Source organism: Sporosarcina sp. NCCP-2716 (assembly GCF_023707985.1).
Classification (GTDB): Bacteria; Bacillota; Bacilli; order Bacillales_A; family Planococcaceae; genus Sporosarcina.
Genome location: NZ_BRCF01000001.1, coordinates 241,549 through 261,406, shown reverse-complemented (window position 1 = coordinate 261,406; position 19,858 = coordinate 241,549). Strand labels below are relative to the sequence as shown.

Below are 19,858 nucleotides of genomic sequence, written 5' to 3'. Positions count from 1 at the left end.
CCTGCCTTCTATTCCACTGGTCCGAAGTCTTTGATCGGCCAGAAAACGAATTTTGTCGTTCCTATGATGTCATCGGTGCTGACTACGCCGATGTGACGGGAATCCCTGCTTTTCCGGCGGTTGTCCCCCATGACGAACACATGCCCTTCCGGTACACTGCGGCTTCCGATCTTCTCTTCAAGCGTGAAGTCCTCCGTCAGTGTCCCTTCTGCAAGTTCCTTTTTGTACGCATCCAGATATGGTTCCTTCTGTGCAACTCCGTTAATATACAGAACGTCATCCGCATACTCGATTTCGTCTCCCGGCAGCCCGATGACGCGTTTGATGTAGTCTTTCTTTTCCGGTGCATGGAATACAACAATGTCGAAGTGATCCGGTTTGCCGACCGTATAGCTGATCTTGTTGACGATCATCTTGTCGCCGTCCACAAGCGTCGGCATCATGGATATACCGTCGACTACAATCGGTGTGAAAACGAACAGCCGAATGATCGCAGCGATTCCAAATGCGATTAGAAGCGCTTTCACCCATTCAAATGTTTCACTTTTCTCCTCTTGCTCGTTCATGCCTCATCCTCCTGCAGTCTAGTACTTCGATTGTATCAGGTAAAGCCGCTTGGAGGCAAAAAGAAAGGAGGCCGTGTGAACGGTCTCCTGATCTTGTTATGCTTATCGAAGTTCTTTGATACGGGCAGCTTTTCCGCGCAGGTTGCGAAGGTAGTACAGTTTCGCACGGCGTACTTTACCACGGCGAGTCACTTCAAGTTTTGCGATTTTCGGTGTGTGTACAGGGAATGTACGCTCTACGCCGACACCGTTGGAGATTTTACGGACTGTGAATGTTTCACTGATTCCGCCTCCGCGGCGTTTGATGACGACACCTTCAAACAGCTGGATACGCTCACGCGTGCCCTCGACGATCTTCACGTGCAGGCGCACAGTGTCTCCCGGACGGAATGCCGGCAGATCGCTTTTCAGCTGGTCTTTTGTAATATCTGCAATAAGTTGTTGCATGATAATCTCTCCTATCCTTAGAGGCTCATACAGCTCGTTCGGCTGCAGCGGAACATCAGTTAAGTATGTGCTCACATAGTAGCACGTATATCATAGTAGCATAACTGCCCGGTTTCCGCAACCGCTAGTTGCGGGATCTGAGCCGGTCCAGCACTTTTTTCTGCTCCGCGGTGAGGGGATACGATTCAAGCAGGTCCGGACGGCGTTCCAATGTGCGCTTCAGGGACTGTTCCGTCCGCCATTTCTCGATTTCGGCATGGTTGCCGGACAGCAGCACATCCGGCACCGCCATGCCTTCATAGACCGCCGGACGGGTGTACTGCGGATGCTCGAGCAGGCCTGTCGAGAACGAATCTTCCACGGGGGAGGCTTCGTTGCCGAGGACGCCCGGAAGCAGGCGGACGACGCTGTCGATCATCGTCATCGCCGCCAGCTCCCCGCCTGTCAGCACGAAGTCGCCGATGGACAGCTCGTCCGTCACCAGGTGCTCACGGATCCGCTCATCGTACCCTTCGTAATGGCCGCAGATGAAGACGAGCTGCTCTTCCGCAGCCAGCTCCTCCGCCTTCGCCTGGCTGAAACGTTCGCCCTGCGGACACATGAGGATGACGCGAGGCGGCTTGCCGGCTGCGCCGGTCACCGCTTGGACAGCATTGAAAAGCGGCTCGGGCTTAAGCACCATGCCGGCACCTCCGCCATACGGATAATCATCGACTTTCCGGTGCTTGTTCTCCGAGTAGTCCCGGAAGTCCGTGACCGAAAGTTCTACAGCGCCGTTCTCCTGTGCTTTTTTCAGCATCGAGGTGTTGAACACCCCTTCGAACATTTCCGGGAACAGGGAGAGGACATGGACGTTCATCATGACAGGAGGCCTTCCATGACGTCGATCGTGATCGTCTTGTTCGGGATGTCGATGTCCTTGACGATGTCTTCGATGTACGGAATGTAGTGCGGCTTGCCCGTTTCCGGGGTGACCGTCCATACGTCGTTCGCGCCGGTCTCGAGGATTTCCGTCACTGTGCCGATCGTCTCGCCTTCAAGTGACACGACCTTGCAGCCGATGATCTCATGGTAATAGAATTCGTTCTCTTCCAGATCACTGAGCTGTTTTTCCGATATCTTCAGCATGCCGCTCTTGTACTTCTCGACATGGCTGAGGTTGAAGTGGTTCTCGAATGTGAGCAGATAGAAATTCTTATGGCGGCGTGAGCTTGCGATCTTCAACTGGACAGGCTTGTTTTCATTCGGCATGAACAGCGACAGTTCGCTGCCGACCGCAAACCGTTCCTCCGGGAAGTCAGTGCGGGAGAGGACACGGACTTCTCCCTGTACGCCGTGTGTGTTGACAAGTTCTCCAACGTTAAACCATTGCATGGGCCAATCCCTTCCTTTGTACGGTAGTCGTTTCCGGCTCTGCCGGCCCTATAGAAAAAAGGAGGAACCGAGGCTCCTCCTTCTGCACAGTGTCAATCGACGATATCGAGGTAAACCCGTTTACCGCGGTGGCTGCCTGCAGCTGATGTCACAATTGTCCGTATCGCACTCGCGACACGGCCCTGCTTTCCGATGATCTTCCCCATATCGTCGGGGTGGACGGAAAGTTTGTAGGCAATCCGGGTGTCCTGCTCATCCTTAGCGATCTGGACCGCTTGCGGATGATCGACCAACGGCTTTACGATTGTCTGGATCAGCTGCTCCATGAGCACACCTCCTGATTACTTACCGTGTTTTGCGTTATGGAATTTCTCCATGATACCTTGTTCAGAGAACAAGTTGCGGACTGTGTCTGACGGCTTCGCGCCTTTTTGCATCCAGTCCAGTACTTTTGCTTCGTCGATTTTGACTTCAGCCGGCTTTGTAAGCGGGTTGTAAGTACCGACTGTTTCGATTTGACGACCGTCACGCGGTGAACGTGAATCGGCAACTACGATACGATAGAAAGGTGTCTTCTTGGCACCCATACGTTTAAGACGAATTTTAACTGACATGTTTTGTTGCACCTCCGAATAGTTTCACACAAGATAGTATATTATCAACCTTCTCGGTGTTTGTAAAGTGTTTTTTCTTAACACCTGAAATTTCCTCGCGGATTACTTGAAAAATGCATCCATTCCCGGGAATTTCATCTTCTTTTTTCCTTTCGACTGCGCGCCTGTCATCTGCTTCACCATTTTCTTCATCTCTTCGAATTGCTTCAGCAGACGGTTCACTTCCTGGATCGACGTCCCCGATCCTTTGGCGATGCGTTTCTTGCGGCTGGCGTTGATCATTTCCGGGGTGGCGCGCTCCTGCGTCGTCATCGAATAGATGACAGCTTCGACTTTCCCCATCTGGCTCTCGTCCACTTGCGCGTTTTCCAGCCCTTTGATCTTGTTGAAGCCGGGCATCATCTTCAGGATTTCGTCGAGCGGGCCCATCTTCTTCACCTGTTGGAGCTGATCGAGGAAATCGTCGAGCGTGAAGGTCTGCGTTCGCAGTTTCTGCTCGAGATCGCGGGCTTTCTCTTCATCGACATTCTCCTGGGCTTTCTCGATGAGGGACATGACATCCCCCATGCCGAGGATCCGTGAAGCCATGCGCTCCGGGTGGAATGGTTCAAGCGCATCCATCTTCTCGCCCATACCGACATACTTGATCGGCTTTTGGGTCACCGAGCGGATCGACAGCGCCGCCCCGCCCCGTGTATCGCCGTCCAGTTTCGTCAAGGCGACCCCTGTGATGCCGATCGCGTCGTCGAAGTTCTTCGCGACGTTGACCGCGTCCTGCCCTGTCATCGCATCGACGACGAGGAAGGTTTCATCCGGCGAAGCGAGTTCGCGGATGTCCTTCAGTTCCTGCATGAGCGTCTCGTCGATGTGCAGACGTCCCGCCGTATCGATGATGACGACGTCGTTATGGTCTTCGTCCGCCTTTTCAAGCGCCTGCCGGACGATTTCGACAGGTGACACGTCGGTGCCGAGGGAGAATACCGGGATCGTCAGCTGCTTGCCGATCGTCTCGAGCTGCTGGACCGCTGCCGGCCGGTAGACGTCCGCTGCAACGAGAAGCGGTTTTTTGTTGTTCCGCTTCCGGAGCGAGTTGGCGAGTTTCCCGGAGGTCGTCGTTTTCCCGGCTCCCTGCAGTCCGACCATCATGATGACGGTCGGTGATTTGCGGGCGAATTGGATGCCCGACTGCTCTTCACCCATCAGTTTCGTCAGTTCGTCCTTGACGATCTTGACGACCTGCTGGCCCGGTGTCAGGCTCTTCATGACGTCCTGCCCGATGGAGCGTTCACTGACCGTCTTGACGAATTCTTTGACGACTTTCAAGTTGACGTCGGCTTCGATGAGAGCGAAACGGACTTCCCTCATCATCTCCTTGACGTCAGCTTCGCTGATCTTGCCCTTGCCTGTAATCTTCTGAAGCGTCCCTTGCAGGCGCTCTGCCAATCCTTCAAATGCCATGCATAGAGCCTCCTTAGTCGTGTTCTTGTATTTGCCGGAGCAGGCTGGCCGCTTCCGCAGTCAGCGCCTGTCCGTCAGACAGATGCTGTTCCAGACGGTCGATCACTTCTGTCCGCTGCTTGAATTTCTCAAACAGCATGAGCTTCGCTTCGTAATCTTCCAGCATCGCTTCCGTCCGGCGCACGTTGTCATACACCGCCTGTCTCGATACATGGTACTCCTCGGCGATCTCCCCGAGGGAAAGGTCATCGAGATAGTATAATTCCATATAGATCCGTTGTTTGTCCGTTAACAGCGATTGATAAAAATCAAAGAGGAAGTTGACACGCGTCGTTTTCTCAAGCAATCGGAACTCCTCCTCTTACCTCTCCTAAATAGTAGCCGCAGCCGGATGGACTGTCAAGGCATTTTACTTGTCTTCTTCCGTGTCCTGCTCTTCCGCCGCTTCCAGTTCCAGGCCGTCCGCAAAGAGGCCGTAGACGTATTTCTCGGGATCGAACGGCTGCAGATCATCGATGCCTTCCCCGAGGCCGACGAACTTGACAGGGATGTTCAGCTTGTTGCGGATGGCAAGGACGATACCGCCTTTCGCAGTGCCGTCGAGCTTCGTCAGGACGATTCCTGTGACGTCCGTCGCTTCCTTGAACGTCTCCGCCTGTATCAACGCGTTCTGGCCGGTCGTCGCATCGAGAGCGAGCAGTACTTCGTGGGGTGCTCCTTCAATTTCGCGTCCGATAACCCGGTGGACTTTCTGCAGTTCGTTCATGAGGTTGACTTTGTTCTGCAGACGCCCTGCAGTATCACAGATCAGGACGTCGACGCCCCGTTTCTTCGCGGCATTGACCGCGTCGAACATGACAGCGGCAGGATCCGAACCTTCGGACTGGCGGATGACTTCGACGCCTGCGCGTTCGCCCCAGACGACGAGCTGTTCGATCGCTCCTGCACGGAATGTATCTCCAGCTGCAAGCATGACGGTTTTGCCTTCTTTCTGCAGACGGGATGCCAGTTTCCCGATCGTCGTCGTCTTGCCGACCCCATTCACACCGACCATGAGGATGACCGTGATGCCGTCTTCCTGGATGTTCAGGGAGTTGTCACTTTCGCCTTGCGCATTGTAGATATCGACGAGTTTCTCGGAAATGACCGTCTGGATTCCGGCAGTGTCCTTGATGTTTTTCCGTTTCACTTCCGCTTTCAGCTGATCGATCAGTTCCATGACTGTTTCGAAACCGACGTCGGCCTGCAGCAGCACCTCTTCCAGTTCTTCGAAGAACTCCTCATCCACTTCGCGGAAACGGGCGACGAGGTCGTTCACTTTCGACGTGAACGAATCGCGTGTCTTGGTCAGCCCTTCCTTGAACTTCCCGGTTACCGCTTCGTTCGTGCCCGTAATTTTTTCTTTCATCTTCTTGAAAAATGACATTCCATTCACATTCCTTCCGTCAAGTTACGTTGCTTGCAGCGCGGCTTCCGGCACTTCTGACAGTTTGACTGACAGCAGACGGGAGACGCCGGATTCCTGCATGGTGATGCCGTACAGGACATCCGCCCCTTCCATCGTCCCTTTCCGGTGGGTGATGACGATGAACTGTGTATCCTCCGAGAATTTCTTCAAATAGCGGCTGTAGCGGGTGACGTTCGCCTCGTCCAGCGCGGCCTCCACTTCGTCCAGGATACAGAACGGGACAGGCCGGACTTCGATGATGGCGAACAGCAGGGTGATCGCGGTCAGCGCCCGTTCCCCTCCGGAGAGCAGGCTCAGGTTCTGCCGTTTCTTGCCCGGAGGCCGAGCGATGATGTCGACACCTGTTTCAAGCAAGTTGTCCGGTTCGGTGAGGACGAGATCAGCTTCCCCGCCGCCGAACATTTCCCGGAATACCGTACGGAAACGCTGCTGGACGGCATCGAATGTCGTGGAGAACCGCATCTTCATCTCGGTATCCATTTCGGACATCGCTTCTTCCAGTGTCGTCTTCGCTTCCATCAGGTCGCTGCGCTGTTCCGACAAGAATGTATGGCGTTCCAGTACCTCCCGATATTCTTCCACGGCGCCCGGATTGACTGGGCCGAGTGAGGATATTTCCTGTTTCAGCTCCTCGACCCGGGCACGTGCTTCCGCTTCCTCGAAGCCGTCCGGCACATCATAGTCAGGGAGGAGGCCATACTCATCCAGCAGCCGCTCGGTGAGTGACTCCAGGCGGACTTCCGACCGGGACAGGAGGACCTGAAGGCGGCTCAGTTCCGTAATAAGAGCTGCCAGCCGGTCCGTTTCCCGTTTACGCGCTTCCTCTTTGCCGGTGCAGTCCCGGTCGACGAGAGCCCGCTCTGAGCGTTTCTCTGAAAGACGGGCCTTCACCTGTTCTACGGCATTGGCTGTTTCGCTGATCTTCATTCCGATTTCTTCAGGCGTAAGAGCTTCCCCCTGCTCCTGCTCCGCTAAAAAGCTACTCTCTTCTTCGAGGCGGGCGAGTTTCTGCTGTGCCTCTTCGAATTCGCGTCCGGCCTCCGCCGAAAGCGCGGACCGATGGGCGGCCTGCTCCCGCAGGATGGCGGTCTGTTCCCGCAGCTCGCTGTAGCGTTCACGCAGCGACTGCTCTTCCGTCCTGCGGTCTGCCGCGAGCCTTTCGAGGGAAGTGACCGAAGCCTGGATGTCCTGCTGTTCCGCCTTCAGCTGCTGCTGCTGTTTCTGCAGCTCGAGCCGTTTGGCCGAAAGCACACTTGCGGTATCTTCCGCTCCTGCACGGCCGCGTTCGATCATGTCGTACTGGGATTCGGCAGACCGGAGCAGGAACGCCGTCTCCCGTAATGTACCCTCAAGCTGAGCAGCAGCTGTCTGCAGTTCGCCCAGTTTACGGTCTGCATCGGATACGGACTGCATGTAGCCCGCCATGGCGGCTTTTACGTCACCAGCCCGTTTCTCAGCAGCATCGATGGACGTGTTGAGCTGGGCGAGCTGGCCCGTCAGCGTCTCGAGTTCCGCTTTCCGGGAGAAGACGGTCGACTGGCCTTTCGATCCGCCGCCGGTAAGGGAGCCGCCCGCATTGACGACATCACCGTCGAGTGTGACGATCCGGTACCGGTAGCCGGCGAGCTTCGCGATTTCTGAGGCGCCGTCCAGACTGCTTGCGACGATGGTGGAACCAAGCAGATTGGAGATTGCGTGACGGTATTTCGGATCGGCGGCCGCAAGCTGTTCCGCGGTGCCGACATAGTGACTGTGTCCGCTGACCCTCGTCAGGACATCCTTCGGAACGTATCTGGCCTTCATGACATCAAGAGGCAGGAACGTCGCCCGTCCGGAATTCCTCTTCTTCAGATGACCGATCGCTGTCCGTGCATGCTGTTCGGTCGCTGTGATGATGTGCTGCATGGCGCCGCCAAGCGCTGTTTCCACAGCTTTCAGGTGCTTGCTGTCAACGGTGATCAGTTCCGCGACCGCCCCTTCGACGCCGTGCAGCGTACCTGCCTGTTTGGCGAGCAGCACTTCCTTCACGCCGGAGTAGAATCCGGAGAAATCGGCTTCCATGCTTTTCAGCGCACGCAGTCGGCCCTGCAGTTCATAACGCTTGTTCACAGCCTGCTGCTGCAGCGATTGGGTTTCCGCAAGCTTCGATTCGCTTTGCTGGAGATCGGAGCGCACTTGCCGGGACTGCTGCCTGATCTGTTCCATCTCTTTCGACAGTCGTCCCAGCTGTGCGGACTGCTCCTCTTCCTGCCGGCGGAGTTCCGCGATCTTCCCTTCCAGTTCCCGTGTCTGCTCAGTGCTCCTTTCGGATGAAAACTGTTCGCCCGTCAGCCGTTCATCGATATGCTTCAGTTCGTTGCGAACAGTCGCTTCTTTGTTCAGGACTTCAATATAAGCGGACTTCAAGTTATCGATTTCCTGTTCCGTTTCGGCAAGCGACCGTTTCAGTTTCTTCGAGATACCGGCCATTTCTTCGGTCTTCTCCTCCAACTGGCGGGTCGTCTGTCCATTCTCTTCGGTCAGGTCAGACTTTTTCGCGGCCAGCAGCTCAAGTGAGCGGCGGACTGCCTGCAGTTCGTCGTCAATGCGCACGGACCGCTCTTTCGCGTTCCGCTGTTTCTCGATGGACAGCAGGCGGCGCCCTTCCCACTTTTCAGCTTCGGAACTTGTTGTGACCTGCTGTTCCTGCAGTTCTGCGATCTCTGCGTCCAGCCGGGAGAGGGATACTTTCGCCTCCGCGACTTCACGTTCGAGCACAGCGGCCGCTTTGTCGAGATCATCGCGTGCTGCCGTTTTCACTGCCGTCTGCTGTTCATAGGATTGCAATTCGGTCCGCATCGACGCGGCTTCTGCATTCAGGAGACGGACGTCCGCTTCCCGGAGTTCCGCTGCGAGCGTGCGGTGGCGTTCTGCTGCACGGGCATTGGCTGCCAGTGGCTCGATCCGGTCGTCCAGTTCTTTCAGGATATCGAGGATCCGGTCCAGATTGTCATCCGTCTCGATGAGCTTGAACTCGGCCTTTTTCTTCCGCATCCTGTATTTCAGGACGCCCGCCGCTTCGTCGAACACACTGCGGCGGTCTTCCGGACGGCTGTTCAGGATCTCGTCGACCCGCCCTTGCGAGATGATGGAGAACGCTTCCTTCCCGAGTCCAGAGTCGACAAACACATCATTTATATCCTTCAGGCGGCACACCTGCCCGTTCAGATGGAAGGAGCTCTCACCAGAACGGAACACCCTCCGGCTGACACTGATTTCCGTGTAATCGAGTGGAAAGAGTCCTGTCGTGTTGTCGAGGACCAATGTCACTTCGGCGAAATTGAGCGGTTTGCGTGAATCACTACCTGCAAAGATGACGTCCTGCATCTTCGAGCCGCGGAGCGACTTGGCGGACTGTTCCCCGAGCACCCAGCGGATTGCATCGATGACGTTGCTCTTGCCGCTGCCGTTCGGGCCGACAACCGCTGTGACGCCCGGAACGAAGTCGATGGAGACTTTGTCGGCAAAAGATTTGAATCCGATAATTTCAAGACGTTTTAAAAACACGTTCAGCTCTCCTCTTTCGTGTGCTCTTCCAATAGCTGCTGGATCGCCTGACGTGCTGCTTCCTGCTCCGCTTCCTTCTTGGAACGGCCGATGCCTTCACCGAGCTTCGTTGCGCCAAGCTCCACGTAGGTTAGAAATTTTTTCGCATGTGCAGGACCTGATTCTTCCACAATCCGGTACTGAAGCTGTCCATGATTCGTCTGCTGGACAATTTCCTGCAGCCGGCTTTTGTAATCCATCACATGCGAAAAAGCTCCAAGACCGATTTTCGGGAATACCGTACGCTCCAGGAAGTCGGTGGCTGTGTCGAATCCCTGATCGAGATACAGGGCGCCGATGAATGCTTCGAACACGTCGGCAAGAAGCGCAGGCCGCGTCCGTCCGCCAGTCAGTTCCTCCCCTTTGCCAAGCAGGATATACTCTCCGAAATTCAGTTCCGTGCTGAACGTCACGAGCGAGGGCTCACAGACGATGGCCGCACGCAGCTTGGTCAGTTCCCCTTCACTTTTGGTCGGCTCCGTGGAATACAGATACTGGGAGACGGCAAGTTCGAGGACAGCATCCCCGAGAAACTCGAGCCGTTCGTTATCGGTGAAACGTTTCCCGCGGTGTTCGTTGACGTAGGACGAGTGGGTGAACGCATTATACAGCAGCAGCGCGTTGCCAAATCGGATATCGAGACGCTGCTGGAGTTCGTCGAATTTCTTCCGGACTGCTGCGGGCAGAACGGTTTTGGATGATTTTCCAGTCGGTCGTTTGTTAGTGGTCATTCAGTCAACCTGCCTTTCTTTGCATACTCTTTATATTCTACCTTGTCGGCAGGCGCAGTGCAAAATGGAAAAGAGACACGTCCGCACTTTCCGGGGAAAGGACGGAGGTGTCTCTGTGCTACACTCATTTTGTTTTTTCTTCGATATATGAGACAGCATCCCCGACAGTGCCGATTTTCTCAGCGTCGTCATCGGAAATTTCCATGTCGAATTCATCTTCCAATTCCATCACGAGCTCAACGACATCCAACGAGTCGGCGCCGAGATCATCACGGAAAGAAGCTTCGGGTTTCACTTCGCTCTCATCAACCCCTAAACGGTCAATAACCACTTTCGTCACACGATCCAATACAGTAGACAATACATTCACCCCCTTTCAAAGTAAAAAGCGCAGGCGGGCGCCTAGGGCGACGGGCGCTGGAGGGGCTGAAGCACAAGGCGCTCTCTGCCTTGTCTTCAGCACCGAAGCGACCCCGAGCCCTGCCCGCCGGAGCTGGATTGCACAGAAAGCGCAGGCGGCCCGGGAGAGGCGACAGGCGCTGGAGGAATTGAAGAACAGGACGCTTTTTGTCCTGTTTTCAATTCCGAAGCGACCCCGAGCCTCTGGACGCCGAAGCTGGATTACACAAAAAGCGCAGGCGGGCGCCTAGGGCGACGGGCGCTGGAGGGGCTAAAGCACAAGGCGCTCTCTGCCTTGTCTTCAGCACCGAAGCGCCCCCGAGCCCTGCCCGCCGGAGCTAGCCTGTACAAAAAGCGCAGGCACAGGTTACATCACCATGCCGCCGTCGACATTGAGCACCTGTCCGGTAATATAGGACGCATCATCCGATAAAAAGAACGCAACAGCTTTCGCCACATCTTCCGGACGCCCGAGGGATCCAAGCGGAATGCTGTTGAGCAGCTGATCCTTGACGTCTCCGCCGAGGGCATCCGTCATATCCGTGGTGATGAACCCCGGAGCAACGGCATTCACGGTGATCCCGCGTGCAGCAAGCTCTTTCGCAGTCGTCTTCGTCAGACCGATGACGCCGGCTTTGGCTGCCACATAGTTGGCCTGCCCCGCATTGCCTGCGATGCCGACGACGGATGCCATGTTGACGATCCGGCCGGCCCGCTGTTTCATCATCTGACGGGAAACGGCTTTCGTACAGAGGAAAACCCCTTTCAGATTCGTATCGATGACAGCATCCCACTCGTCTTCTTTCATGCGCATCAATAGATTGTCCTTCGTGATTCCTGCATTGTTGACGAGCAGATCGATTGATCCGAATGTTTTGAGCGTCTCATCCATCATCGCTTTCACGCTGTCTGGATCGGTGACATTCGCCTGGATGGCGACAGCCCGTCCGCCGCCCGCCTCGATTTCGGTGACGACTTCATCTGCACGATCCTTGCTGCCGCTGTAGTTCACCGCGATACTTGCCCCTTCACGAGCGAGCAGCAGTGCGACTTCCCGGCCGATCCCGCGGGATGCACCGGTCACGACCGCTGTTTTTCCTGTGAATTTCCCCATCATGCCCACTCCTTTGCTGCTTCAATGACGGCTGCCAGCGTCTCTTCGTCGTATACCGGCCAGACGGTCATGGACCTGTCGATCTTGCGTACAAGACCGCTCAGTACTTTGCCCGGTCCGCATTCGATGAACTGCGTGACACCCGACTCGATCATATGGCGCACCAATTCTTCCCAGCGGACAGGCGAGGACAGCTGTTCGATCAGCAGCCGTTTCACTTCACCGCTGTCCGTGACAGGCTGAGCCGTCACGTTTGCGAACACAGGCACTGCCGCATCCTGCATTTCCAGGCTCTCGAGGACTTCCCCGAGTTTCCCGGCTGCCGGGCGCATCAGTTCGGAATGGAACGGTCCGCTGACGTCCAGTACGAGAGCCCGTTTTGCACCGGCTTCCTTCAGGCGGACACACGCTTCCTCGACGCCGGCCTTCGTGCCCGAAATGACGATCTGACCGGGGCAGTTCAAGTTCGCGGGCTGTACCAGCTTCCCTTCCGCAGTGATGGCTGCAGTGACGTCCGAAACAGTTTCTTCATCCAAACCGAGAATCGCGGCCATGCCGCCTTCTCCTGCCGGCATCGCTTCGTTCATGAACAGCCCGCGCTTATGGACGGTCTGCACGGCATCTTCGAATGATAAGGCACCGGCTGCATAGAGCGCCGTGTATTCCCCAAGGCTGTGGCCCGCCGTACAGTCCGGCCGGATGCCTGCCTGTTTCAGGCGGTCCGCCACCATCGCGCCGACCGTCAGCAGCGCCGGCTGGGCGTTATACGTGACAGTCAGTTCTTCCTGAGGCCCTTCTTCCATGAGTTTGCTCAGTGGGAATTCGAGCACACGGTCAGCGGTTTCAAAGAACACGCGCCCGCCGGCTTCCGCGGCCAGTTCCGTTCCCATACCGACTTTCTGTGACCCCTGTCCCGGGAACAAGAATGCTATTTTCGTCATCGTGCTTCCTCCTCAACAATCGTTTCGCGGATCGTTTCGCTCACGTGATGCGCTGCCATCGTCCGTGCCTGCCGCACTGCATTCTTCAGTGCGTTGGCGTTCGATGAACCGTGGGCCTTGATGACGGGGGAGTTCAGTCCGAACAGTCCCGCTCCTCCGTATTCCGTGTAATCCATCTGTTTCTTCAGTCCGCGCAGGTCGTCTTTCACGAGAGCAGCGGCAAGCTTCGTCTTCACGGAAGATGCGAAGACATCTTTCAGCATCGAGAACAGGCCGGCTGCAGTCCCTTCGATCGTCTTCAGCACCATGTTGCCTGTGAAGCCGTCCGTCACGGCGACGTCCGCCACTCCTGTCAGCAGGTCACGCGCTTCGATATTGCCAATGAAGTTCAGCGGCGCCGCCTGCAATGCTTCATAGGCCTCTTTCGTCAGATCGTTCCCTTTTCCCGCTTCCGTGCCGATATTCAGCAGGCCGACACGCGGGTTTCGGATCCCCCGGACTTTATCCGCATAGATGCTGCCCATGATCGCATACTGGACGAGCTGGCTCGGCTTCGCGTCGGCATTCGCACCGACATCGAGCAGTACGAACCCTTCCCCGCCGAGAGTCGGAAGTGTCGGCGCCAAGGCCGGACGTTCGATTCCGTCGATCCGCCCGACGATGAAAAGACCCGCTGCCATGAGGGCTCCCGTATTACCCGCTGAGACGCAGGCATCCGCTTCGCCGTCTTTCACGGCCTGCGCCATCCGCACCATCGAAGCATCCTTTTTCCGGCGCACGGCACGCACAGGTTCGTCCTCCGGCTCGATCTTTTCGCTGCAGTGGACGACTGTCAGTCGGTCATGGTCTGTCAGATAAGGGGCCATCGCCTCCCGGTCGCCATACAGCTGTATATGTATATCACTGAATTCCTCCAGGCTCTGCAGCACGCCTGCTATGATTTCCTTCGGGGCGTGGTCACCGCCCATTCCATCGACTGCAATTCTCATTCCGCTTCCTCCTTGTTGGTCCCGGCAGCGCGGTACATGTGGAACTCACCGCTGAAAACGGGCTCTTCCCCGACGGCTGATGAGACATCGACGATGGACCGGCTGTCCTTCCGTCCGCGGACAACGGCACGGGCGACGACACGGTCCCCCGCCTTGACCGGCTTCACGAAATGCAGGACGCATTTCGCTGTCAGCGCCAGCTCATCGTCGAGTACGGCGACGGCGAGCGAATTGGCCTGGGCGAACAGATGATGACCCCGGGCGATCCCGCTTTTCTGGAACACGTGGGCAGGGGTGATGTCCAGGATGGAAATCGCCTTGCTGTCCAGTTCGATATCAATGATTTCCCCGATCACTTCGTCTTCTTCAAGCGCCTTCACTTTGCCGGCAATCGTTTCGGCCGCTGCCGAACGGAGCCGTTCCCGGAGTTCGGGGATTCCGCACTCGAGCCGATCCAGCCGGATGGTCTGCACACTGACGTCGAAGTGTGCTGCAATTTCTTCATCCGTCAGGAAAGGGGTCGTCTCCAGCAGCTGCTGAAGTTTTTGCTGACGCTCTTTTTTTTGTAATCGCAACGCCGTCCGCCCTCCCTGATTAGCACTTGGTAATAGTAACAGTATATAAAGTAAAAAAAAAGAATGCAAGAGCGGTCTGCTCATTTGCATTCTGCTGTTTGGATTCGGCCGTTCCGCAGGCCGGCTGTAATGGACCCCACGCCGGGTATCAGCCGGCTATCGTCTAGTCGATCCGCTCGCTCTGCAGGACCCCCGATTCTTCCACTGTCCGGCGGAGGCCGTCATATGCGCCATCGTTCCAAAACTCATCGGATTCCAGCAGCCGTTCCGCATCCTGCCTAGCCGTCTCGAGCGCCCGGAAATCGTGGACGAGGTCCGCCATCTTGAATTCCGGAAGCCCACTCTGTTTCTTGCCGAAGAAGTCACCGGACCCGCGCAGTTCCAAGTCTTTTTCGGCGAGCAGGAACCCGTCATTCGTTTCGGACATGGTCATCATGCGCTCTTTTCCTTCTTCGGTTTTCGGGTCCGCAAGCAGGATGCAGTAGGACTGGTCCGCTCCTCGGCCGACCCGTCCCCTGAGCTGATGGAGCTGAGCCAGGCCGAACCGGGTCGCGTCATAGATGAGCATGAACGTCGCATTCGGCACGTTGACACCGACCTCGACGACCGTCGTGGACACAAGGCAGTCGATCCTGCCTTCACTGAAGTCACGCATGACCTGCTCTTTTTCATCGGCATGGAGCCGGCCATGCATCAGACCGACAGTGAACCTGCCTGCGAAGTAAGCCGACAGCTGTCCGAACACGTCGACGGCATTCTGGACATCGAGCGTATCGGACTCTTCGATGAGCGGACAGATGACATATGCCTGGCGTCCTGCCTGCAGTTCCTTCTCCATCCTTCTCAGCACCGGGGCGAGCGAGTCTTCTTTCAGCCAGTGGGTTTCGATCTCTTTGCGGCCGGCTGGCATTTCGTCGAGCAGGGAGACGTCCATCTCCCCGAACGCCGTGATGGCGAGCGTCCGGGGGATCGGGGTCGCGGTCATGAATAGTACGTCCGGATGCTCCCCCTTATCCCGCAGCACACGCCGCTGTTCGACGCCGAACCGGTGCTGTTCGTCCGTGATGACAAGCCCCAGCCTGTGGAAATTCACATCCGGCTGAATGAGTGCGTGTGTGCCGATCAGCAGATCGATCTCCCCCGCTTCCAGACGCTCGATAATTTCCCTGCGCGCTTTCCCTTTCGTCGATCCTGACAGAAAAGCGACCGTCACTCCTGCCGGCTTCAGCCAGCCGGCGAGTGTCTCGGCATGCTGTTCGGCAAGAATTTCCGTCGGTGCCATGAGTGCTCCCTGGAAGCCTGCCGTGATTGCCGCATAGAGCGCGATCGCGGCAACGACCGTCTTCCCCGAGCCGACATCCCCCTGGAGCAGCCGGTTCATGCGCAGCGGGCTCTTCAGTTCTGCACATAATTCGTTGACGACACGCTTCTGGGCGCCCGTCAGTTCAAACGGCAGGGAAGCGATGAATAGTTTCAGTTTCTCGAGATCATAAGGGATGGGCGTCCCTTTCCCCGCTTCTTTGCGATCTTTCTTGAGTGCCGCCATCTTCAGCTGGAAGTGCAGCAGTTCCTCGTAGACGACGCGTCGCCGTGCATGTTTGACGTCGTCGGGTGTATCGGGAAAATGCACCATCTCGAGTGTTTCGGCAAGCGTCGGCAGTTTGTAGGCCGTCAAGATCGACTGCGGCAGTGTCTCCGGTATCTCCCCGGCAGCTTCGTCGAGCGCAAGACGCATCCAGCGCCGGAACGTCGGCTGTTTCACAATGCCTTTCAAGCTGTAGACCGGCTCGAAATCCGCCTGCCCGATCTTCGGCCCATCCTTGAAATTGCTCACGTTGATAAGCTGACGGCCGCGATCCCATTTTCCTGTGATCGTGACGATCTGCCCGGGGTTCAGCCGGTCTTTCAAATAATGCTGGTTGAAGAACACCGCTTTGACGAGATGCTGGCCGACGAGGAGCTGGATCTGCAGACGGGACCGCTTACTCCCGGTGAACAGGACGGATGGAATGCTCTCCACCCGTCCCTCGATCGTGAGCCGTTCCCCGTGAGGCGTCTCCGACAGGTCCTTCAGCCGGAAGTCTTCATGACGGTATGGAAACATCATCACCAGTTCTTCAATTGTATGGATCCCAAGAGTCTCCAGCTGCTCGCCAGCTGTCTTGCCGATCCCTTTCAGCGAGGTGACTGGATCACTTAGTGACAGTGTCACGTGTATCGCTGTCTTTCCCGAAGATTTCAGCTTCCAGCGCTTTGCCTGTCGGCGTCGCCGCCAGACCGCCTTTCGCGGTTTCACGGAGTGCGGACGGCATCGACTGGCCGATCTTGTGCATCGCTTCGATGACTTCGTCGGTAGGGATGACGCTGACGACCCCTGCAAGCGCCATATCCGCACCGACGAGCGCTTTCGCGGCACCCATCGCATTCCGTTTGACGCACGGCACCTCGACGAGCCCTGCGACCGGATCGCAGACGAGGCCGAGCATGTTCTTCATGACGATCGAGAAGGCTTCTGCACTCTGCTGCGGTGTCCCCCCGGCCATTTCGACAATCGCAGCAGCCGCCATCGATGCAGCCGAACCTGTCTCCGCCTGGCAGCCTCCCGCCGCGCCGGAAATCGACGCATTGTTCGCGACGATGAAACCAAAAGCTCCAGTCGTGAACAAGTAGTTCACCATCTGCTCATGTGTCGGATTCAGCTTGTTCTTCACAGCGAACAGCGTACCTGGTACGATGCCTGCAGCACCTGCGGTCGGCGTCGCGCAGATCATGCCCATCGCCGCGTTCACTTCGTTCGTTGCGACCGCTTTGCTCACGGCGTCCAGCAGCAGTTCTCCGGACAGCGCCTTACCGGTCTTCATGTAATTCTGTATCAGTACGGCATCTCCGCCGGTCAGGCCTGACGCCGAATGGACGCCTTTCAGCCCCTCTTCAACCGAATTCTCCATGACTGCGAGATTGTTTTCCATCTGCGCAAATATCTCTTCACGGGAGCGCCGCGTCAGCAGCATTTCCTGACGGATCATGATCTCCGAGATCGGCTGCTGTTCCTTTTCCGCGACCGCCACCAGTTCCTTTACATTTGAAAATAAAATTTCCATAGTTGTCCGCCTCCTTAGTTCGCCAATGTCGAAACTTGTGTGACATTCGGAAGTGCACGCAGCTGTTCGATCAGTCCGTCATTGACCACCTGGTCGACTTCGATCACCATCAGCGCCATTTCCCCTTTTTCTTTCCGTCCGACTTCCATATGTGCAATGTTCATGTCCTGTGCAGCGATCGCGTTCGAAACGTTCGCAATGACGCCTGCACGGTCATCGTGGACAACGAGGAGTGCCGGGAAGTGTCCCGACAGGCGGAGCGGGAAGCCGTTCAGCTCCACAACTTCCATCGTACCTCCGCCGATTGAAATCCCGACCAGTTCCATGACGCCGTCATCGTCTCCGATGACGAGCTTCGCTGTATTCGGGTGATCCGCTTCCTCTTCTTCCGGGATGAACTCAAATGTCATGCCGAGTGCTTCCGCGTCTTCGAATGCGGTCCGGATGCGTTCGTCGAATGTATCATAACCGAGAAGGCCGCCGACGATCGCCACGTCGGTGCCGTGCCCTTTGTACGTTTCCGCGAATGAACCATACAGATGGATCCGCGCCCAGTCCGGCTGCCTGCCGAACAAGTCGCGCGCGACGAGACCGATCCTTGCAGCACCAGCAGTGTGGGATGATGACGGACCGATCATGACGGGACCGATGATTTCGAAAACGGATCTATATTTCAATGAAAACTCCCCCTTTTTTGCACATCTTCCTATATAGTATTCTACACGATAACCGGCCGGAAAACAAAAATAGCGAACGTCCATGCCCCTTGAAAAAAGCGTCTGCAGCAAGGCTGCGACGCTTTTTTCGTACTCTGTCATTCGACAGATAGTATATAAGGGTACAACGGCTGTTTTCCATTGTACAATTCAATTTCGACATTCTCGAACTGGCCTTCGATGTACGCGGACATCGCTTCGGCATCTTCAGCTGAAACGCCTTCCCCGTAAATGACCGTTACGATCTCATCATCTTCCGTGACGAGGCTGTCGATCAGCGATTTCATTGTCGTTTCAAGTGACGGCGTCGCAATCGTGATCTTGCCGTCAGCAATTGCCATGTAGTCATCTTTGCGGATTGAAATGTTATCGATCGACGTGTCACGCACAGCGGTCGTCACCTGACCCGTTTTCACGCCCGCCGCAGCAGCAGCCATCGACTTCGCATTGGCCGCCACGCCGGCTTCCGGATTGAATGCAAGAATGGCTGCAAGCCCTTCCGGCACCGACTTCGTCGGCACGACAGCGGCTTCGATACCGAGCAGTTCCGCTGCCTGTTCCGCTGCAAGCACGATATTCTTATTGTTCGGCAGGATGAGCACACGCTCCGCGCCGACTTCGTTGATTGCCTTCACGATGTCTTCCGTCGACGGGTTCATCGTCTGGCCGCCTTCGATCACGTACGACGCTCCGAGGCTTCTCAGCAGATCCGCAATCCCTTCACCCATCGCCACTGTGACGACGGCATATGGATGCTTTGCAGCAGGCTCTTTCGCCGTCTTATGTGCAGACGGACTGCCGACGATGTCCATATGCTGCTGCCGCATGTTCTCGATCTTGATGTTGATGAGAGAGCCGAACGTCTGACCGTAGGACAATGCATCGCCCGGATCTTCCGTATGGATATGTACTTTGGCGATCTCATCGTCCGAGATGACGAGCAGGGAATCACCGAGCCCGCTCAGATGCTGTCTGAACTCCGTTTCATCGAACGGATGGTTTCCTGTTTTTTCGTCTTCGAAACGGACCATGAATTCCGTGCAATAGCCGAATTCGATATCAGCCGTGTCCATGAACCCCTGCACATTGCGGTGGTGTTCTGCGCTGACAAGCTCGTCCATCGACTGGACGACCGTGCGTTCAGGCAGTTCTTCGCCTTTCAGGGAAGCGAGGAAGCCTTCGTACACATAGACAAGCCCCTGGCCGCCGCTGTCCACGACACCCACTTCTTTCAAGACAGGCAGCAGATCGGGTGTCCGCTTCAATGAGGCTTTCGCTTCTCCGACTGTCGCCTCCATCACTTGGATGAGATCGTCCGTGACTGCTGCCTCTTTCACAGCTGCATCCGACGCTTCTCGGGCAACTGTCAAAATCGTCCCTTCCACCGGCTTCATGACAGCTTTGTAAGCCGTTTCGACCCCGTATTGGAGAGCCGCTGCGAATTCGCCCGCAGTAAGCGACGCCTTGTCCTCCACCGCTTTCCCGAAACCGCGGAACAGCTGGGACAGGATGACGCCGGAATTGCCGCGCGCGCCCATCAGCAGGCCTTTTGACAGTCCTTGTGACGTCTTGCCCAGATGCTCGGAGACGTGTGCTTCCGTTTCCTTCGCACCTGACGTCATCGACAGGTTCATATTCGTCCCGGTATCGCCGTCAGGCACCGGGAATACGTTTAAAGAATCTACATAATCTGCATTCTGTTTGAGGTGATGTGCACCCATCTGCACCATTTCCGCAAACTTCTGTCCATCGATCGACTTCATTGAACTGGGTTCCTCCT

19 protein-coding genes and 1 pseudogene are annotated in these 19,858 nt (G+C 56.4%); all 20 read right to left on the bottom strand.

Annotation, left to right across the window (positions count from 1 at the left end; translation table 11 throughout):
• Positions 1 to 8: 8 nt before the first annotated feature.
• A complete protein-coding gene (lepB, locus tag NFU03_RS01355) occupies positions 9 to 566 on the bottom strand; it encodes a signal peptidase I (RefSeq protein WP_251635443.1) in 558 nt (185 codons plus the stop codon).
• Positions 567 to 668: 102 nt separating this feature from the next.
• Positions 669 to 1,013, bottom strand: coding sequence for a 50S ribosomal protein L19 (gene rplS, locus NFU03_RS01350; RefSeq protein WP_251635441.1), 345 nt, complete (start codon positions 1,011 to 1,013; stop codon positions 669 to 671).
• A gap of 124 nt (positions 1,014 to 1,137) precedes the next feature.
• Positions 1,138 to 1,872, bottom strand: coding sequence for a tRNA (guanosine(37)-N1)-methyltransferase TrmD (gene trmD / locus NFU03_RS01345; RefSeq protein WP_251636200.1), 735 nt, complete (start codon positions 1,870 to 1,872; stop codon positions 1,138 to 1,140).
• Entirely contained in the window at positions 1,872 to 2,387 is a 516-nt protein-coding gene (gene rimM / locus NFU03_RS01340) for a ribosome maturation factor RimM (RefSeq protein ID WP_251635439.1), read from the bottom strand. The genes trmD and rimM overlap by 1 nt, the downstream gene beginning before the upstream one ends.
• Before the next feature lie 92 nt (positions 2,388 to 2,479).
• Positions 2,480 to 2,713: a KH domain-containing protein gene (locus NFU03_RS01335; protein WP_251635437.1), complete on the bottom strand. Its 234-nt coding sequence runs from the start codon at positions 2,711 to 2,713 to the stop codon at positions 2,480 to 2,482.
• 15 nt (positions 2,714 to 2,728) lie between these two features.
• Positions 2,729 to 3,001, bottom strand: a complete 273-nt coding sequence (gene rpsP, locus NFU03_RS01330; RefSeq protein WP_251635435.1) for a 30S ribosomal protein S16 — start codon at positions 2,999 to 3,001, stop codon at positions 2,729 to 2,731.
• A 102-nt stretch (positions 3,002 to 3,103) separates the two neighbouring features.
• Positions 3,104 to 4,459: a signal recognition particle protein gene (ffh, locus tag NFU03_RS01325; protein ID WP_251635433.1), complete on the bottom strand. Its 1,356-nt coding sequence runs from the start codon at positions 4,457 to 4,459 to the stop codon at positions 3,104 to 3,106.
• Positions 4,460 to 4,538: 79 nt separating this feature from the next.
• Positions 4,539 to 4,805: pseudogene (locus tag NFU03_RS01320) on the bottom strand (putative DNA-binding protein); the annotation flags it as partial.
• Between the two features lie 63 nt (positions 4,806 to 4,868).
• The gene (gene ftsY, locus NFU03_RS01315; protein WP_251635428.1) at positions 4,869 to 5,885 is read right to left on the bottom strand and encodes a signal recognition particle-docking protein FtsY; all 1,017 of its coding nucleotides are present in this window, start codon (positions 5,883 to 5,885) and stop codon (positions 4,869 to 4,871) included.
• A 24-nt stretch (positions 5,886 to 5,909) separates the two neighbouring features.
• Entirely contained in the window at positions 5,910 to 9,473 is a 3,564-nt protein-coding gene (gene smc / locus NFU03_RS01310) for a chromosome segregation protein SMC (protein WP_251635426.1), read from the bottom strand.
• 2 nt (positions 9,474 to 9,475) lie between these two features.
• Entirely contained in the window at positions 9,476 to 10,243 is a 768-nt protein-coding gene (gene rnc, locus NFU03_RS01305) for a ribonuclease III (protein WP_251635424.1), read from the bottom strand.
• A gap of 124 nt (positions 10,244 to 10,367) precedes the next feature.
• On the bottom strand, positions 10,368 to 10,604 hold the full coding sequence (locus tag NFU03_RS01300) for an acyl carrier protein (protein ID WP_251635422.1): 237 nt from the start codon (positions 10,602 to 10,604) through the stop codon (positions 10,368 to 10,370).
• Between the two features lie 405 nt (positions 10,605 to 11,009).
• Entirely contained in the window at positions 11,010 to 11,756 is a 747-nt protein-coding gene (gene fabG, locus NFU03_RS01295) for a 3-oxoacyl-[acyl-carrier-protein] reductase (RefSeq protein ID WP_251635421.1), read from the bottom strand.
• Positions 11,756 to 12,697 carry an ACP S-malonyltransferase gene (gene fabD / locus NFU03_RS01290; protein WP_251635420.1) on the bottom strand — a complete coding sequence of 314 codons (942 nt, stop codon included), beginning with the start codon at positions 12,695 to 12,697 and terminating at the stop codon, positions 11,756 to 11,758. The genes fabG and fabD overlap by 1 nt, the downstream gene beginning before the upstream one ends.
• Entirely contained in the window at positions 12,694 to 13,686 is a 993-nt protein-coding gene (gene plsX, locus NFU03_RS01285; RefSeq protein ID WP_251635419.1) for a phosphate acyltransferase PlsX, read from the bottom strand. Before plsX ends, fabD begins: the two co-directional genes overlap by 4 nt.
• Positions 13,683 to 14,261, bottom strand: a complete 579-nt coding sequence (gene fapR, locus NFU03_RS01280; RefSeq protein WP_251635418.1) for a transcription factor FapR — start codon at positions 14,259 to 14,261, stop codon at positions 13,683 to 13,685. The genes plsX and fapR overlap by 4 nt, the downstream gene beginning before the upstream one ends.
• A 163-nt stretch (positions 14,262 to 14,424) precedes the next feature.
• Entirely contained in the window at positions 14,425 to 16,557 is a 2,133-nt protein-coding gene (recG, locus tag NFU03_RS01275; RefSeq protein ID WP_251635417.1) for an ATP-dependent DNA helicase RecG, read from the bottom strand.
• Positions 16,454 to 17,362, bottom strand: coding sequence for an L-serine ammonia-lyase, iron-sulfur-dependent, subunit alpha (gene sdaAA, locus NFU03_RS01270; RefSeq protein WP_251635416.1), 909 nt, complete (start codon positions 17,360 to 17,362; stop codon positions 16,454 to 16,456). The genes recG and sdaAA overlap by 104 nt, the downstream gene beginning before the upstream one ends.
• A gap of 14 nt (positions 17,363 to 17,376) precedes the next feature.
• Positions 17,377 to 18,039 carry an L-serine ammonia-lyase, iron-sulfur-dependent subunit beta gene (gene sdaAB / locus NFU03_RS01265; RefSeq protein WP_251635415.1) on the bottom strand — a complete coding sequence of 221 codons (663 nt, stop codon included), beginning with the start codon at positions 18,037 to 18,039 and terminating at the stop codon, positions 17,377 to 17,379.
• Positions 18,040 to 18,176: 137 nt separating this feature from the next.
• On the bottom strand, positions 18,177 to 19,841 hold the full coding sequence (locus tag NFU03_RS01260; RefSeq protein ID WP_251635413.1) for a DAK2 domain-containing protein: 1,665 nt from the start codon (positions 19,839 to 19,841) through the stop codon (positions 18,177 to 18,179).
• Positions 19,842 to 19,858: the final 17 nt, after the last annotated feature.

Bases quoted from the DNA above. Each gene is read 5' to 3' on its own strand.
- rimM (WP_251635439.1), bottom strand. From the start codon at position 2,387: ATGCAATGGTTTAACGTTGGAGAACTTGTCAACACACACGGCGTACAG.
- sdaAA (WP_251635416.1), bottom strand. From the start codon at position 17,362: ATGGAAATTTTATTTTCAAATGTAAAGGAACTGGTGGCGGTCGCGGAA.
- fabG (WP_251635421.1), bottom strand. From the start codon at position 11,756: ATGGGGAAATTCACAGGAAAAACAGCGGTCGTGACCGGTGCATCCCGC.
- rpsP (WP_251635435.1), bottom strand. From the start codon at position 3,001: ATGTCAGTTAAAATTCGTCTTAAACGTATGGGTGCCAAGAAGACACCT.
- ftsY (WP_251635428.1), bottom strand. From the start codon at position 5,885: ATGTCATTTTTCAAGAAGATGAAAGAAAAAATTACGGGCACGAACGAA.
- rnc (WP_251635424.1), bottom strand. From the start codon at position 10,243: ATGACCACTAACAAACGACCGACTGGAAAATCATCCAAAACCGTTCTG.
- NFU03_RS01335 (WP_251635437.1), bottom strand. From the start codon at position 2,713: ATGGAGCAGCTGATCCAGACAATCGTAAAGCCGTTGGTCGATCATCCG.
- trmD (WP_251636200.1), bottom strand. From the start codon at position 1,872: ATGAACGTCCATGTCCTCTCCCTGTTCCCGGAAATGTTCGAAGGGGTG.
- ffh (WP_251635433.1), bottom strand. From the start codon at position 4,459: ATGGCATTTGAAGGATTGGCAGAGCGCCTGCAAGGGACGCTTCAGAAG.
- lepB (WP_251635443.1), bottom strand. From the start codon at position 566: ATGAACGAGCAAGAGGAGAAAAGTGAAACATTTGAATGGGTGAAAGCG.
- plsX (WP_251635419.1), bottom strand. From the start codon at position 13,686: ATGAGAATTGCAGTCGATGGAATGGGCGGTGACCACGCCCCGAAGGAA.
- rplS (WP_251635441.1), bottom strand. From the start codon at position 1,013: ATGCAACAACTTATTGCAGATATTACAAAAGACCAGCTGAAAAGCGAT.
- fabD (WP_251635420.1), bottom strand. From the start codon at position 12,697: ATGACGAAAATAGCATTCTTGTTCCCGGGACAGGGGTCACAGAAAGTC.
- NFU03_RS01260 (WP_251635413.1), bottom strand. From the start codon at position 19,841: ATGAAGTCGATCGATGGACAGAAGTTTGCGGAAATGGTGCAGATGGGT.